We start from the raw sequence: 15,200 nt of genomic DNA, 5'->3' as shown, positions 1-15,200 counted from the left end.
TTATCCATAGTCCTTTAACAAGCATTTCCTTAGTGTCGGACGTATAATACTTATGAAAAAAAACTCCCGTATGATTATCCAAGCCTATTGTAGAGAAAACTCCTTTTGTATACACGCTACCACAATTGCGCTAATGACATTCAGATCACGAGAAGTTCACTTCACTATTATCCTTCATTGTAAAAGAAAGAATAGTATAGAATCTTCATACTTATAGAAACATGCTAACTGTATGATCTCATTGGATAAATAATCAACAGATCATAGAGCATTATACTCATTCCTTCTATTATAGAAGGAAAACAATTTTGAAATTCATTTTACTCAAGAAAAGAAAACAAAAAAAGCGAAAGCTCCGGGTTTAGATCCCGTGGCTTCCGCTTTTCTTTCATATATGAGACTACATACTTAATACAGTATTCTTCCTCACAACTATTGTATGCTTACTCCCCGCCAATAAATACGTATCGGCAGACTACAATGATTGCCAAGATCCACATGAGCCAGTGAATTTTAACTTTACGCTCTGTAACCAAGTTACTGAACACCGCCAGAATCACATAAGATACGATACCTGCGGAGATCCCGTTTGCAATTCCGCCTGTGAAAGGCATCAATACAATGGTAAGGAACGCTGGGAAAGCTTGCAGGAAATCATCCCACTCGATGCTACGTACTTGACTCATCATAAGCACACCCACGATGATCAATGCCGGAGCTGTCGCAGCGGATGGAACAACCAGCGCAAGCGGAGCGATAAACAGGGCCAAAATGAACAACAAACCTGTCGTTACCGAAGTCAGTCCTGTACGTCCACCCGCCTCAACGCCTGAAGCACTTTCAACGTATGCCGTAATTGTACTTGTACCCAGTGCAGCACCTGCACTGACACCAACTGCATCGACGAGCATCGCTTTACCGATCGTTTTCTCGCCTTTTTTCTTGTCCTTCATAATCCCCATACGTGTTGCCGTACCTACCATCGTACCGAACGTGTCGAACAATTCAACGAAGGTGAAGATGAAGATGATCTCGAACAATCCGAGACTGATAGCACCTTTCAAATCCAGTTGTCCAACTGCCAGATCGCTGAAGTTAGGCAACCAGCTCGCGCCTGAAAGACCACTCAGATTCGTAACACCCATTGGAATACCAATCAGCGTTGTTACTACGATCCCGATCAGCAGAGCGCCTTTGACACGCATAACCATCAGTATAGCAATCAGGAGCAAACCAATCAGAGCCAGCAATGCATCGTGATGTGTTACAAAGTTGCCCAATGACAGGTTAAAACTGCTACCCGGAATCGGCTGACTCAGGTCTGCGTCTGGTGCGACATTAACGGTTACCGCCACGAGATTAGCAAGTTTGAAACCGATGATGGTAATAAAGAGACCGATACCCACCGTAATGGCCATTTTGATCGACTGCGGAACTGCCACAAGCAGCATTTGCCGAATCTTTGTCACGGTCAAAATAATGAACACGATACCGGAAAGGAATACCGCTCCGAGAGCAGCCTGCCAAGTAATCGCCCCGTTCGAACTTAGAACAACAGTCATGAAGTACGCATTCAATCCCATACCTGGTGCAAGCGCGATTGGAATATTCACGAACAATCCCATAATAATAGTCATTAATCCGGCACCGACGGCTGTTGCAAAGAATACTGCATTATCCGACATCCCCGCTCCGGCCTGTCCCAAGAACAACGTATTTACGAAAAGAATGTAAGCCATTGTCATAAAGGTAGTAAGACCCGCAACAATCTCCGTTCTAACATTTGTTCCGTTTTCTTTTAATTTAAAAAAACGATCCATAATTCACTAACTCCCCCTTAGAGATGTTGAAGCCATATTGAAAAACGACAAATGACCCTGATGAATATTCTTCACCCAGGGTTCAGCTGACAAGGAGCGGCACGATGCCATTTACTAAGAACAAAAAAAATTCTAATGTGCGTGATGTCCCGCAATCATGTAGAATTCCTGTGCTCAGCCTTCTCCTCTTCGTAGCCAGATCATTAGGGTGATCTCGTAGAGACTCTCAGGCCAATTCCCGAGATTATACGAATTAGTATGCGCTATTTGTTTGTTTCCCATCACTATTTTAGGAGGGCAGTATGTTTTTGTCAATCATAAAAACGAATGTTAATATCGATATCCTATAATATCGTTCGTATTATTTAACAGATTGAACCAGTTCAGCGGTTTACAACCCAATTGTATGCGCTTTTTTCGGTGAAATCTCTAGGGAATATGTTCATTCTGTCAGACTAGAAAGTTCAGCAGTTTAACATAAAAAAGCTAGCCTGATCAAAGGGCGAGAAGCGCTCTAATCTGGCCAGCTTATGTTTCTGATGCGTTTTGGCAATCAGGTGAATAGTTAATGTTAATTAGGTATATGGAGCAATTGGCGACATGTTCCGGAGCTTTTTTTTACCGGATCAGTCCTATGTTAGTTAAACCTCTGTCTGTGGAGCATCCTGTCCCTCTTGTTGTTCCTGATTCGTGTTCGTTGTTAAGTCCGGATTTCTGGTCTGATCGGAAGAAGCATCCGCTGCCTCTAAGTTCACAAGTGGAAAGTCTCCTGAACCGGAAGCCAGGTCTTGCATACCTGAACCGCACCCTGCCAACATCACCATCAGAAATGCACTTCCAATGCCCATTTTCCATTTGCTCATATAGTCGGTTTTACGCATACATTCAATCTCCTTTCAGTAGCCATATTAGCTCTTAGTATATCCTTATTGTACAGCCTAGACCTGAAAGAATCATGAAACGAACTTTAAAATGGGATGAAATTCTAGAGATTATTAATAAGGAACAGCGCCTGGATTAATGTTTACTCATACGGTACGGTACGCAATAAAAAAGACTCCCTTCTATTTGCTAAACACCGCAGATAAAAGAGAGTCTTTTTTCAATCTATTGTTATGGCGTATATCCTATTCCCACTCGATGAAGCGGGTAGGGCGGGCTTGTAATGCCTGCTGTTATCAAATTTCTAAGGTGTCTCCACTACCTTGGAGACAGTTTTGGCGACAATTGTTTCACCGTTTGATTGCCGACAAATGCAAATTGCTTACTCGTTGCAGTTTCAATTTTGATAATGCCTGCCATTGATTCAGCGACAGCATCATCAATCCCACGTCACAAATGTGCATAGTGTTTTAACGTAATTTCTGGCGAACTGTGTCCGAGACGTTTTGAGACAACCAAAACAGAAGCATTTAATTCATTGATGAGAAGGCTTACATGAGAATGACGTAATCCTTTTGCCTGTATGACCGGAGCACCTGCAAGCTTCGCATAACGAGCAATAATTCGGGCTATCGTTGATTTAATCATGGGTAAGCTATCATAATAGGAGAAGATGAAATCCATATTTCCGTGTTGTGCTTGTCGCTCTTTCCATACACGCAACACTTCAAGCGTATCATCATCTAATGCAAGCACCCGTTTTCCATCAACTGTTTTCGTGTGGTTCTTCCGATTGTAATTCTTGCGACTCTTAGAAACTAGCATATGATGAACACGAAGCTGTTTTTTCTCAAAATCAACATCATTCCACTAGAGAGCTGTTCCTTCGTTCACACGAACACCTGTCATATAGTAGACCCACAACATCACAAAGCACAAATGCTCATAAAAATCTTCGGTGTAAATCTTCGAGATTACTTTCTCAAATTCGTCTTTCGTCCAGTAAGCAAAATCTGTTTTCACTTTAGGAATAGGCTTCACTTGTTGAGCAACATTCTTATCAAGGTAATTGAGCGTAACCGCAAATTCAAGAATTTTCTTCAACATTCCAAAGACCAACGAAGCATAAGACTGTGAATACCCTGCCGCATTTTTATCCATAAGCCACGTTCTGAAAAATTGAATGTCGTGCAAAGTAATCTTCCGTAATGGCTTCTTTCCAAAACGTTCGAGTAGAATTTTCAAAGATGGATTCCGTGACTCAAATGTATCTTCTGTCACTTCAGTCTTATAATGTAAACATTATTCATGAATTGTTCAAAGGTCATTCCATAATCAGAATATCCTTGAGTTTGCAAAAAGTCATTTTTTACACGGATAGCTTCCGCATAGGCTTCTTTTGCTGACTCAAATTTCTTTCCAGATTGCGACTTGCGACCTTTACGCTTGATACGTTTTCCTGTGATTTTGTCCGTACCTAAGCTTACCTCATAATAGTATTGCCCATTTTAATCTTGATAGATATCTTGGTAGCTAGTTTTTGGCAAAGTTAATCCTCCGTTTCGGACAACTCAACATCACCGATAACGGATTTTACTGCCTGTAAGGGACAACAGAAATACGCCGCCCCTCGTAAAACTCATACCCTATAGTGTTTTGCTTGTCTAATGATATTGGAAGCCGTGTAAGGTGAGAAGCCAGCACGCTTTAAGTCTTCTGAGTTCACCATTGTTTTACTCATCGCCATCCCCTAATTCTTTATAAATTTTCTTAATGGATCTTTCTGAACTATAACGCCTTGAGTCTAATAACCTTGAGAAGAAATATGTTCTATCTACGATTAACTCAAGCAACAAATAATCATTTTTTCTTGCGTACATTACAAGTTCTTCAAATTCCTTAAAATCTTGTTCTGCAATCATATCAATAATGCTGTTCAAAAATTCACCCGTATTATGCTCAACAAGGAATTTTCCAAGTTCAAATCCACACCCCTACTCAACATCTTCTGTTTGGTAGGGTGTCTTATCTGGATTTTCTGCGTGTGTGAAATACTCATACATTCCTTTTGGAGACATCACAACCTCAACGTGCTTTGGGGCATTAAGCTTTTCGCTAATCAGGCTTGAAACCTGCGAATAGCTTTTCAAAGAATCAAAGTATAGTGCACCGTGCTTGTGTGCCTTTTTAATTTCCCCAGTCTCTTTATTCACGTCCTTATCGTGCCAAGGGCTCAACACAAAGGGTATGTGCATTTTTTCTAAAATTTCTAAATAGTTCTTCGGGGCACTCTCTTGATAGAAAATGAACGCCCATTTATTGCTTCTCTGCTCTTTTTTCTTTTCCATAGTTCATTTCCCTCGATTATTGATTATTGATTCCACGGGGGTCGTAGTAGCCCCGTGGAATATCGTTTTCTACCATTATAAATATCAGCATCAAAATGTTATTTTCACTTGTATAAAATTGTTCAATTACACTTGAACGAGGATCTAATAAACATGTACTCTTTCGACCTGACTAACGCCTTGCGCTTACGCTCCAGTTGTTGGCGTACATAGAGTTGAATGGTTTGATAAACCCAACCATTCAACTCTATGTACGTGAATTAAAACAGTTAACAATATTCATGCCATCTATAAAGAATAGCGAAGCTTCTTTGCTTCTGCCCACGGCAGGCAAAAGCTCCGCTATTCTTCATCTAATTTTTGTTCCTTCAATCCTCAGCCAGTGTTTGTACCGCTCAAAATTCGAGAATGAGTAGGCTGGAAAGCGACTTGATATTTCTTCACGAAGAATTTCTTTTGATTCAAGGAGTAGTTTTTGTGCCATTACATCATTTGGCAATTTAACGAGATAGGTGATTTTTTTATTCCTAATATCTATGACAGATTTTCGTATTGATTTGTTATGCTGTTGAATCTTGAAAATACCTTCACCTTCATGGTCTGCCTGCCTTATTAAGAATTTTCTCAAACGGAGGCTGACCCATATTGAAGAGAACCAATTTGATAATGAATCATTAACAATCCTTGTTACCAGTTCAGGAACTACCAGTAGTAGCAATGTTGCGACAGATAGCACAATCACCCCATCCAATGCATTGAATATTGCCCCCACTGCTTTAGACATAAATTCTGAGTATTCTGTCAGGAATGAACTTGTCTCATTGTGTAAAAAACTTTCTATCATTTTGAACGGAACTCAAACTATGAGGAGTATCAATGAAATAAATAACAGACATCCTTTAATATGAAACGTCCGAATGAAGAATGATTTACTTGGTTTTTTCATCTACATGATTCCTTTCAAATTATTAAATGTTGGTGTTAATAATGGAATAATTTGAAATGAGTGCTCGGAGTCAATAACCTGTATCAGTCCCGTCCCAATTCCTTGCGGAATCACAATCCCCTCCAAATCAAGGTCTGGAAATAAGAACTGGGTCGTTTTGCTATTGATGTTTCCCACTTGAATCAACACGTTTAATTGCTCCCTACATGAAATCGGGATAGCATTATTGTCAAAACGTTGTGAGACAAGAAGGAGATGGATTTTTGATGCCCTGCCAAGTAGTGAAATTTGAGAAAGAAGGCTAAAGAATGCTTCCTTAATCGGTTTTGCCACACCGTCACTTAATGCCAGAACCTCGTCAATCACCACTGTAAAATGCTCAAAATCTGCTTGAGGATTGTTGTAGAGCACTTGTTGTCGCTGATGAATCAATTCCAAACACTGACTTAGCTCATTGTTTACAGCAGAAACGAAGTCGCTCTTACTCCTGTTATTACTTGGTGCAATAACCTTAACATTATTTTCTCTACCAAAACGGCTTGGGATGTCGAACTTTGGATCCACTATCACTAGACTAGAACTCTTTTTTAGCACAAATAGAATGTAGGTAAGGAGATAGGACTTTCCAGACCCCGAGTTCCCCGCAATAGCCATGCTAGTAACCTTGTTAAGGTTTACTGTGAAGTTTTCCATAATTGGAATTTTTTTATCGGTAGATTGGTAATAAATCGCTCTATATCTGGAATAATCAACCTTTTGGATGTGCCTTTATACCACGGAAAAAATAGTGCCCGTTTCACATGAATGTCTTCTGTTTCAAGCGGGACAAAATAAGCCCCTGCTTGCTTTAATAGGGTATAGTCTGGATATAAAGCAGCATTGCTGATGAGATAAATCTTTTGATAAAGATCATTATCAACGACATAGCTTGCAGGAAGGCGAGGGACGAAGTAAAAACCTTCGTCCGCTACCCTTACATCAAATGAGTTGGTGTAAGAAGTCTCACCATTTATCTGTAATGCCATATTCAGAGCTTGGATCAAATAGCCTTCAAGTTCTGAGTTTTTCATTTAACAACCCGTACCCCTTCTGATCGGAAATACACATTTGATTTGATTTCGATTGCTTCGAGTTTCTCCAATTTAACTTCTGAAAGAAAAGGTGGAAGAGAAGGTTTTTTCTCAAATTTCACAGCGAACGGGTTAACTCCCTCTTGAGTGAAGAAGAGTTTGTAACCTGTTACCTCATCAGTCCGTTTTCCATCAATCCAGTTATATTGTGTTTCTAATTCGGAAGAAACATTGATGATTGGTTTGTTGTCAGAAATATAATGACGTGCCGTTTCTTCGTTGTATGCGTTCTGCGAGTTTTTTGTTTTCATATTGCGCTTCCACCTCTATTTTCTTAATTTATTGGCTACCAGCAACTAGCCAACCTGTGGATCAATATTGTTTGCAACCAATGCTGACCCGAAAGCATCGAAATGTTTGCTGTCATTTCATAATGGCAGTATGACACGTTTCCTGTTCTGTTGTGTGGGGTTGAAGAACTGTGCAAATCAAAAAGCCCCCCACACAAAGGGGAGCTTATATGATATAATCTTACTTTTTATTCAGTCTAAGCTTTTTCAAAAGAATCTATTAAGATACTAAGGCAAATTCCACTCACGAATGGGAGAAGAATCTTGTCCGCATATATTGCTATTTTTTTGGGCAAGTCATAAAATGTTAAGGCTCCCTTACTGTCTTTTTGGACAACCGAATCTTTTATAATTTCTCCGACCTCGCCAACTAATTCAAAATATTTGTTCGAGTTAAATGTAAAATCAACAAAATCATCTTTCAACGACTCGTAAACATCTTCTTTGTCATGTATAAATTCACAATAAAAGTCTCTGATTTCTCTTTCCGTTATTAAAGGATTTCCCATCCAATACTTAGTGTAATCATTGGATTCTTGCATCTCCAATAGCACCGTAGTGAATAATTCTTCAAGATATACATTCACATCATTACCCCAATAGATTTCATTTTCATCATTAAAAAAATCATGACTTTCTAAGAGTTCCTTCACTAGGCTGGAAGTCAGCAGGTATGGGTTGTCTTTTGTTCTTTTGCGTGTTAGTACATATCCCAATAACTTCCTATATATGGTCAAAAATCCAATTATACCACATCCATAGGATTGACCTTTTTTCCATTCATCATATTTTTGACTTATCCGTTCTGAAGCAAGTTTATAAATTAACTCACACGTTTTATCAAAGGATGGTTTTAAAGTTTCCTTTACTCCTGCCATCTTACTCACCATCTAGCTCAATTCCACTAGATAACTCTAATATTTCTTGAGCCGGGGAGGAAACAGATACTTCCTGCACTTGAGTAATTTCCGCAAGTTGAGCCATAGTTTTTTGACCGTCACCCTTAGTGTAGAATTTCAGCCCACTAACTCGAACGTTCTTTGAATCATCTTCAAATTCCATTTCTGCTTGATGATCGGTCATATATAATAGCAAGTCTTGTTTCCATAACTCGCTGACAAACCTGTCACCGCTCATTCCTTTTGGTTCAATAAATATTTGGAAATAAAACTCGCTATCCTCAAGGAACAAAATAAAGTCAGGTTGAAAACCTTGCAAGTGCATGTCTACGGTTTCACCTGCACGATTGATCCGTGAGCCATATTGGTGCAGTTTAACTTTTTCACTTTTGGCTGACTCACGGTGCATATTCTCATCCATTCGGAATAGGTAGACACCCTTGTTGTATTTTTGTTTTAACTCGTCCACATGGGCCTTTATTCGCTCAATCAACTCATATTCTAGCTTGTTGACGATTGCTTTTTCATAAACGTAAAACTCATCGTCCATTTCGTAAGCGTCAACCTTTTGAGTTGCTTGAAGCAAGAGATTTGCGGTGTCATAATCTGGAACACGCTTCTTGTAATCTGTCAGATATTCTCTAATCGGATAGCCGATAAATTTGTTTCTTCCCCGTTGTTTGATATAACCAGATTTGAATTTCACTTCATACTCTTTCAATAGGTCGATAGTCACCTTCAAAATCTCATTTGGGGAAATATCTGACGCTTTGTATTCTTTCGGGACAGTCAAGAAAAGCTTCAGATTTCCTGCATTTAACCACTTTTTCCCATATATGAATTCCTTCATAGAAGTTAGGAGTGGTAGATACTTTTTCAAGTTATCAAACTGATAGAACTCAAGGCGTTGAATGGCTTTCTTAATGTAACGAACATCAAATTTTTCGACTCCGATTGTCTTTGTTTCGATACTTTCAACAGTAGCCTTATAAGAGACTTCCCGACTACCATAGTTCAAGCTTCGAGAAATATCCGACTTATGGTTAATACCATATTTTTCAATTGAGTCGAACCATTCATCTGATACGTCCTCGGCTTCGTTATAATAGATTTTCCCTGTTTTATAGGTGTCTGTTTTCTTGAAGGAAGGTTTAACTTTAATTTCAATAGGCGGATTTTTCTTATCTTGTCCCGTTGGTAAATCCATTTGTTTCAAAGAACCCACTAGCTGTTTCAAATATTGAGGTTCATTCATTGTATGGTAGTGGAGGGTTTCCAAAAATAATTGTTTATTCGAGGAATCATTGTCATATCTCCGCTGGTAGCTTTTCTCACCATCAATCTCAAATGGATAATACCTTGCACCACGTCCAATCAGTTGAGCTTCAACCATTGTAGCATTCTTGTTCGTAGCTGCTTCTTTTTCGATACGAACGATATCATACAGATTAAGTACATCCCATCCCTCTGTCAGTTTTGCCACAGCAAAGACCACTCGATAGAGGTTATTTGGGCTTTCAAGCGTGTTCAAAGCTTCATACTGTCCTTTTTCAAGCATATTCCCACTAGTATCATTAGCATTCAAAATATTTCGCGGGTCAAAGTCTTGTTTAATCTCACGAACAATCTTTGCTAACTCCGCTTCATTTTGTAAGTAGTAGTTATAAGCTAATTCCAGCGCAGAGCTTTCATTACTATCCAATAGTTGCTGACGTTTAATGAATGTCACTAAATCATCTACATTTAGGTTGGCAATGAGTTCATTAAATACTTTTGTTGCTTCAAGTGATATTGCAATTTGGGGCGATTTGAACATAATCACAGGCTTAAACGATCCTGTGACACCCTCAGCGTAGGCACGATATTTTCGAAATTGTGAGAGTAACACCACGTTCAACATTTTATCTTCATCACTTGCGGATGTTTCAATACGCTTAACCTGCTTTGAATAACCAGCAAGCATAAATTTGCTTAATGGATAACGATAAACGACTTTATCACGATACTTGTTGTAAATTGCATCCTTTTCGAAATCCACAGTCGCCGTGAACTCTAACAAGAGATTCTTGTGTTCTTTATCATCCCTAGCCATTAGAATCTTATTAATAGCAAATTCCCATGTGTTCTCGGCTTCTTTCTCTGACTTTGTACTTGCTGAATAGTGGTGAGCTTCATCTGCTAAAACAACCACAGGATGATTCTCATAATCGGATAACCCCATTGTGTTCTCTTTTAACACAAACAAATCATCTGATACCTTTTGCACGGATGAAAGTTTGATATAAATAGTATTATCTTGGCGAACACGAGGAAAACGCTCAACTTGTCGAATATAAATACGTTGTCCGTCAATTTCAATCTTCTCTTGAAAAAGATATTTTTCACTATTCCTAATTACCAGATTATCCTTCGTTTTCATAAGGACGGAATTTGTATTTACTATAAATAAGAAATTCTGATACTTATGTTCTCCGTAAAGGTAGAGAATTAGACCTGCCATCAAATCCGTTTTTCCAGAACCAGTCGCCATGTTAAAGAGAACGTGTTGCGGACTTGGGTTAATCTGAGTTTGCGTATAATGATAGTTGCGCATTGCTTCCTCTTGATAATGACGTAACGTATGGATTAAATTTTGATTGATATACTCTGGAATTACATACCCTTGATGTTGACTCAACATGTCATGTTCCGCTTCTTTCGCCTGCTCAATTAATGGAAATCGACGGATATTTGTAGGAGTTTTCATCGCTCTTGCCAAATTTACTCACCACCTTCATAGAACGCTTTATTGAAGACGTAATCTTCATCGGAAATTAAATCACGGACATGCTTATCGTCAATTTCCGAATAGTTATAATATAGTCCATTCTTATCGAGTAGCTTAACTAACAGCCGTTTATTGTTATTAAATTCTTCCGTCCAATCAATCTTTGACAAATCAGCACGGAAGGAAATATCCGCTAGTTCTTCTGTATCACTTCCTTGTATCATTCGTTCATAAACTGATTTAAGCTCGTCAATAGACTTTGAGTGAATGACATCTTGAAGATAGCCCATGTTTTTAGGGAATAATTCAGCATGTACGAATGAACCCCCACCTTTCCAGTTAACATCTGAGGAAATTCCAGTAGAATCTCCATTCACCACATTTTTAAGACGTTCCACTACCTTATTCCATTGATCATCAATTTGCTCCATACCAATGAATCTTCTATTCATTTTCATTGCTGTAGCTTGAGTCGAACCTGAGCCCATAAAAAAATCAAGAACCAAGTCATGTTCTTTGGAACCATATTCGAATAATAGTTTTAACAATTTTTCTGGTTTTTTCCCACTATTTAACGCAACTCCACCTTCATGCCGTATATTTCCAAAGTCAGCTGCAAAATCTGAAAAATTAACAATTGGTAAAAGTTTCAAAGATTCACCATTTTCAATTTCACGTTTGCGTTCTAACGGCATTCCCGAATACATTTTTCCACGATTTGCATTTGTTTTTAACGGGTTAGTGTAATATCTATATCCTAACCCATCTTCTCCACGCCCATAGATCTTGTATAATGCTCCGTTTCCATCAATTTCTACTCTAGGTTCAATAATCGATTGATATACTTGACCGTAACTCATTTTCGAATATATTGAACCTGAAATCCACGTTTCCTTTAGCGCATTCATATCAGGTTCGCCTTGAACCAATTCCCACTGCCCTTTTTGGAAAATTTCAACTTGGTTACCATTGATAGTTTCGATTTTTCCTTTTGATAATTCATTAATTCTCCAAATAAACTTGTCATCAGTGTAAGCTTCTGTAGGTCGGTTAGGTATAAATATATTAGAGTCTTTTGCGTACATAAGCGTATATTCAATTACAGGTTTAAAAGCTTTTGCCTCACCAGCCAATGACTTATCTGCATATCTTACTTGAAAATTAAATTGTGTTAAAAAATTATTTCTTCCAAAAATTGAATCCATTAATACTTTTATATACGCTTGTTCCTTATCGTCAATTGATAAGTAAATAACCCCATCTTCTGTAAGCAATTCCCTAGCAATTTCAAGTCTATTTTTCATAAACGTTAACCATGCAGAATGATTAAACTTATCATTGTAAGCAAAAGAATCTGAACCAGTGTTATAAGGAGGGTCAATATATATCAATTTCACACTTCCTGTATATTTGGCAGCTAATGTTTGTAATGCCAACAAGTTGTTTCCTTTAACAATCAAGTTATCAGTATCGATGTCAAAATCAGTAATTTTATTATCTCCATTTGAATCGTAACGTTTCGCATTGACCAATATTTTTTTATCAAAAAGACGGTCAACCTCATCCTTTTCAATGACCTCGTTTAAGAAGGCAGCATCATAGCCATCTTCTCTATCTTCCTTTGTCATGGAAGCAGTAAGCACGCCATCTTTGAACGGAAAATCTAACACCACGTCTTGACTATCCTCCAAAAATTTACCTTTTGAAGCTAACCCGACACGATTTTCATATTTGGTGTAACTTGTATCCCAGTAATCATTGTAGAGAATCGCTTCCTCAAGTTGTTCAATTTGAAATAACTTCTGTCCTGCAACTTCCTTGATAAAATGTTTCTTGATAAATTCCACCTCAAATAACTTGCTAAGAAGTGCTTCATCATAATTTCGCAAATCATCCGTGAGTTTTGAGCGGTTTAATTCCTCTCCAACAAAATACTTACCGTCAAAAGAAGTTAATGTCTTTTTCAACTCATCAAAAATCTTTGGTTCAATCTTTGCCATTTATCTTCAATCCCCTTACAAACTTTTTTCTAATTATAACATTGAACTAAATTTCTCATATAGGAAAACCATAAAATAAAAACTCCCACCTTCAATCATTCGGTGAGAGTTTTGGAGACAATCTTGGAGACAATTCAAAAAAATTTTGGTCTCAGAAAGTCTTATGAGTATTACTTAAACAGCGTAAAATTAACGTTCTTGGATGAGTAAGGTGTCACTCAATTATTCCCACTCGATCGTTGCAGGTGGTTTGGATGTTACATCATAAACGATACGGTTGACGTTATCGACTTCGTTAACGATCCGTACGGAGATTTTCTCCAGCACATCCCAAGGGATACGCGCCCAGTCCGCAGTCATACCGTCGATGGATGTTACGGCACGGATACCTACAGTGTAGGAATACGTACGAGCATCACCCATAACGCCTACACTCTTCATGTTCGGCAGAGCTGTGAAGTACTGCCAGATTTCGCGGTCGAGACCGGCTTTGGCAATCTCTTCGCGCAGAATGTAGTCTGAATCACGAACAATTTTGAGTTTCTCTTCAGTAACTTCACCCAGAACACGGATCGCAAGACCCGGACCAGGGAACGGCTGACGGTGAACAATTTCGTCCGGCAGACCACACTCGGTACCGACTTTACGTACTTCATCCTTGAACAGCGTGCTCAGTGGCTCGATCAGTTTGAAGTTCATGTCTTCAGGCAGACCGCCCACGTTGTGGTGGGATTTGATCGTCTGTGCAGTCGCTGTACCACTTTCCACGATGTCCGTGTACAGTGTACCTTGCGCCAGGAATGCAAAATCATCGAACTGCTTGGACTCTTCGTCAAATACGTAAATAAACTCGTTACCGATAATTTTACGTTTTTGTTCTGGATCATCCACGCCAGCTAGCTTGGACATAAAGCGTTCTTGAGCATCAATTTTGACAACTTTCATGTCGAATTTGCCAACAAACGTCTCCATTACACTTTCAGCTTCACCTTTGCGCAGCAAACCGTGGTCGATAAACATACATGTCAGTTGATCGCCAATGGCTTTGTGAAGCAATGCAGCAACAACGGAAGAATCTACGCCGCCGCTAAGCGCACACAGTACTTTACTGTCGCCCACTTTTTCACGAATGTCTTTGATCGTGTCATCAATGAATGTTTCCATCGTCCAGTTGCCTTCGCAACCACAGATTTCGAACAGGAAGTTGCGAATCATGTCGTTACCGCGAACTGAGTGACGTACCTCCGGATGGAACTGAACAGCATACAATTTACGCTCATCGTCGCTCATCGCAGCGATTGGCGCACTTTCCGTGCCTGCATCCAGTTTGAACCCTGGAGGAAGTGTAACCACGTGGTCACCGTGACTCATCCATACGGTATGTTCACCTTCAATGCCTTTTGCAAGTGCAGATCCAGCAGCAAATTCAAGGTCTGCTTTACCATACTCACGCTTCTCGGAACGCTCTACTTTACCTTCAAGTTGTTGAGCCATAAGCTGCATCCCGTAACAGATTCCGAAGATCGGCAAGCCCAGGTCATAGACAGCCGGGTCCACGTGTGGAGCATTCTCAGCGTATACGCTGGACGGCCCACCTGAAAATACGATTCCTTTTGGTGCCAATTCTGCGATCTTCTCCGCCGGTGTATTATACGGCAAAAGCTCACTGTATACGCCAAGATCCCGGATTCTTCTGGCGATTAACTGGTTGTATTGGCCCCCAAAGTCAAGGACAACCACAATCTCATTCTGCTTATTCATAACCGTGCCTCCCTCAATTCAATGAAACTAATTATACGCAACGACAAAACATACCGTCAAGGAAAGGCGAAACTCCTTTTTTCGACATTTCAAAACAAGGGTTACCGAATGTCTCAGAATATGAAATTTCGAATAGAAAGCTTGGCAGCAAGATGCTGGTCAAGTGTATGATCGTGGAAAGACGCCTCGTTCTCAGCATAGGGAGAAAGGCGTCTTATGTATGGCATGCAACAATGGACAACCGAAGCACAATAGAATAGATGCGCCAGTGGTGATCATCTGCTGCTGCAACCTGCCAATCTGTATCGGAAGCGATAGCGAGAGTGCAATCACCGGCAGGTTGTGTGGCCTGCATGT

14 protein-coding genes, 1 pseudogene and 1 riboswitch are annotated in these 15,200 nt (G+C 39.5%); all 15 genes and pseudogenes read right to left on the bottom strand.

Annotated features, from left to right (window positions below; all coding sequences use genetic code 11):
- Positions 1-443 precede the first annotated feature (443 nt).
- Positions 444-1,820, bottom strand: coding sequence for an NCS2 family permease (locus NLBNIHML_RS21010; protein ID WP_253430011.1), 1,377 nt, complete (start codon positions 1,818-1,820; stop codon positions 444-446).
- Between the two features lie 172 nt (positions 1,821-1,992).
- Positions 1,993-2,092, bottom strand: a riboswitch (purine riboswitch).
- A 369-nt stretch (positions 2,093-2,461) separates the two neighbouring features.
- Positions 2,462-2,701: a hypothetical protein gene (locus NLBNIHML_RS21005; RefSeq protein ID WP_339258756.1), complete on the bottom strand. Its 240-nt coding sequence runs from the start codon at positions 2,699-2,701 to the stop codon at positions 2,462-2,464.
- A gap of 319 nt (positions 2,702-3,020) precedes the next feature.
- A pseudogene (locus NLBNIHML_RS21000) lies at positions 3,021-4,249 on the bottom strand (tyrosine-type recombinase/integrase).
- Between the two features lie 92 nt (positions 4,250-4,341).
- Positions 4,342-4,431, bottom strand: coding sequence for a DUF3173 family protein (locus NLBNIHML_RS20995; RefSeq protein WP_494354737.1), 90 nt, complete (start codon positions 4,429-4,431; stop codon positions 4,342-4,344).
- A 4-nt stretch (positions 4,432-4,435) separates the two neighbouring features.
- Positions 4,436-4,642, bottom strand: a complete 207-nt coding sequence (locus tag NLBNIHML_RS20990) for a hypothetical protein (RefSeq protein WP_494352662.1) — start codon at positions 4,640-4,642, stop codon at positions 4,436-4,438.
- A 54-nt stretch (positions 4,643-4,696) separates the two neighbouring features.
- Entirely contained in the window at positions 4,697-5,050 is a 354-nt protein-coding gene (locus NLBNIHML_RS20985; protein ID WP_494352661.1) for a replication protein, read from the bottom strand.
- 349 nt (positions 5,051-5,399) lie between these two features.
- On the bottom strand, positions 5,400-5,834 hold the full coding sequence (locus tag NLBNIHML_RS20980) for a hypothetical protein (protein WP_494352660.1): 435 nt from the start codon (positions 5,832-5,834) through the stop codon (positions 5,400-5,402).
- 162 nt (positions 5,835-5,996) lie between these two features.
- Positions 5,997-6,650 (bottom strand): helicase HerA domain-containing protein, encoded by a 654-nt coding sequence (locus tag NLBNIHML_RS20975; RefSeq protein WP_494352659.1) that lies wholly within the window; start codon positions 6,648-6,650, stop codon positions 5,997-5,999.
- Between the two features lie 20 nt (positions 6,651-6,670).
- Positions 6,671-7,066 carry a hypothetical protein gene (locus NLBNIHML_RS20970; RefSeq protein WP_494352658.1) on the bottom strand — a complete coding sequence of 132 codons (396 nt, stop codon included), beginning with the start codon at positions 7,064-7,066 and terminating at the stop codon, positions 6,671-6,673.
- Positions 7,063-7,377 (bottom strand): hypothetical protein, encoded by a 315-nt coding sequence (locus tag NLBNIHML_RS20965; RefSeq protein WP_494352657.1) that lies wholly within the window; start codon positions 7,375-7,377, stop codon positions 7,063-7,065. Before NLBNIHML_RS20965 ends, NLBNIHML_RS20970 begins: the two co-directional genes overlap by 4 nt.
- 236 nt (positions 7,378-7,613) lie before the next feature.
- Positions 7,614-8,294 carry a hypothetical protein gene (locus NLBNIHML_RS20960; RefSeq protein WP_494352656.1) on the bottom strand — a complete coding sequence of 227 codons (681 nt, stop codon included), beginning with the start codon at positions 8,292-8,294 and terminating at the stop codon, positions 7,614-7,616.
- 1 nt (position 8,295) lies between these two features.
- Positions 8,296-11,073 (bottom strand): DEAD/DEAH box helicase family protein, encoded by a 2,778-nt coding sequence (locus NLBNIHML_RS20955; protein WP_494352655.1) that lies wholly within the window; start codon positions 11,071-11,073, stop codon positions 8,296-8,298.
- A 2-nt stretch (positions 11,074-11,075) separates the two neighbouring features.
- Positions 11,076-13,082 (bottom strand): DNA methyltransferase, encoded by a 2,007-nt coding sequence (locus tag NLBNIHML_RS20950; protein WP_494352654.1) that lies wholly within the window; start codon positions 13,080-13,082, stop codon positions 11,076-11,078.
- A gap of 222 nt (positions 13,083-13,304) precedes the next feature.
- A complete protein-coding gene (gene guaA / locus NLBNIHML_RS20945; protein ID WP_339239472.1) occupies positions 13,305-14,843 on the bottom strand; it encodes a glutamine-hydrolyzing GMP synthase in 1,539 nt (512 codons plus the stop codon).
- 214 nt (positions 14,844-15,057) lie between these two features.
- Positions 15,058-15,198: a hypothetical protein gene (locus tag NLBNIHML_RS20940; RefSeq protein ID WP_494352653.1), complete on the bottom strand. Its 141-nt coding sequence runs from the start codon at positions 15,196-15,198 to the stop codon at positions 15,058-15,060.
- Between the last annotated feature and the right edge of the window lie 2 nt (positions 15,199-15,200).

The organism is Paenibacillus sp. JNU01, assembly GCF_059130585.1.
This window is presented reverse-complemented; position numbering and strand designations above follow the sequence as displayed.

Excerpts from the sequence above, each read along its gene's own strand:
- NLBNIHML_RS21010 (WP_253430011.1), bottom strand. The coding sequence starts at position 1,820 with ATGGATCGTTTTTTTAAATTAAAAGAAAACGGAACAAATGTTAGAACG.
- NLBNIHML_RS21005 (WP_339258756.1), bottom strand. The coding sequence starts at position 2,701 with ATGCGTAAAACCGACTATATGAGCAAATGGAAAATGGGCATTGGAAGT.
- NLBNIHML_RS20995 (WP_494354737.1), bottom strand. The coding sequence starts at position 4,431 with ATGGTGAACTCAGAAGACTTAAAGCGTGCTGGCTTCTCACCTTACACG.
- NLBNIHML_RS20985 (WP_494352661.1), bottom strand. The coding sequence starts at position 5,050 with ATGGAAAAGAAAAAAGAGCAGAGAAGCAATAAATGGGCGTTCATTTTC.
- NLBNIHML_RS20980 (WP_494352660.1), bottom strand. The coding sequence starts at position 5,834 with ATGTCTAAAGCAGTGGGGGCAATATTCAATGCATTGGATGGGGTGATT.
- NLBNIHML_RS20975 (WP_494352659.1), bottom strand. The coding sequence starts at position 6,650 with ATGGCTATTGCGGGGAACTCGGGGTCTGGAAAGTCCTATCTCCTTACC.
- NLBNIHML_RS20970 (WP_494352658.1), bottom strand. The coding sequence starts at position 7,066 with ATGAAAAACTCAGAACTTGAAGGCTATTTGATCCAAGCTCTGAATATG.
- NLBNIHML_RS20965 (WP_494352657.1), bottom strand. The coding sequence starts at position 7,377 with ATGAAAACAAAAAACTCGCAGAACGCATACAACGAAGAAACGGCACGT.
- NLBNIHML_RS20960 (WP_494352656.1), bottom strand. The coding sequence starts at position 8,294 with ATGGCAGGAGTAAAGGAAACTTTAAAACCATCCTTTGATAAAACGTGT.
- NLBNIHML_RS20950 (WP_494352654.1), bottom strand. The coding sequence starts at position 13,082 with ATGGCAAAGATTGAACCAAAGATTTTTGATGAGTTGAAAAAGACATTA.
- guaA (WP_339239472.1), bottom strand. The coding sequence starts at position 14,843 with ATGAATAAGCAGAATGAGATTGTGGTTGTCCTTGACTTTGGGGGCCAA.
- NLBNIHML_RS20940 (WP_494352653.1), bottom strand. The coding sequence starts at position 15,198 with ATGCAGGCCACACAACCTGCCGGTGATTGCACTCTCGCTATCGCTTCC.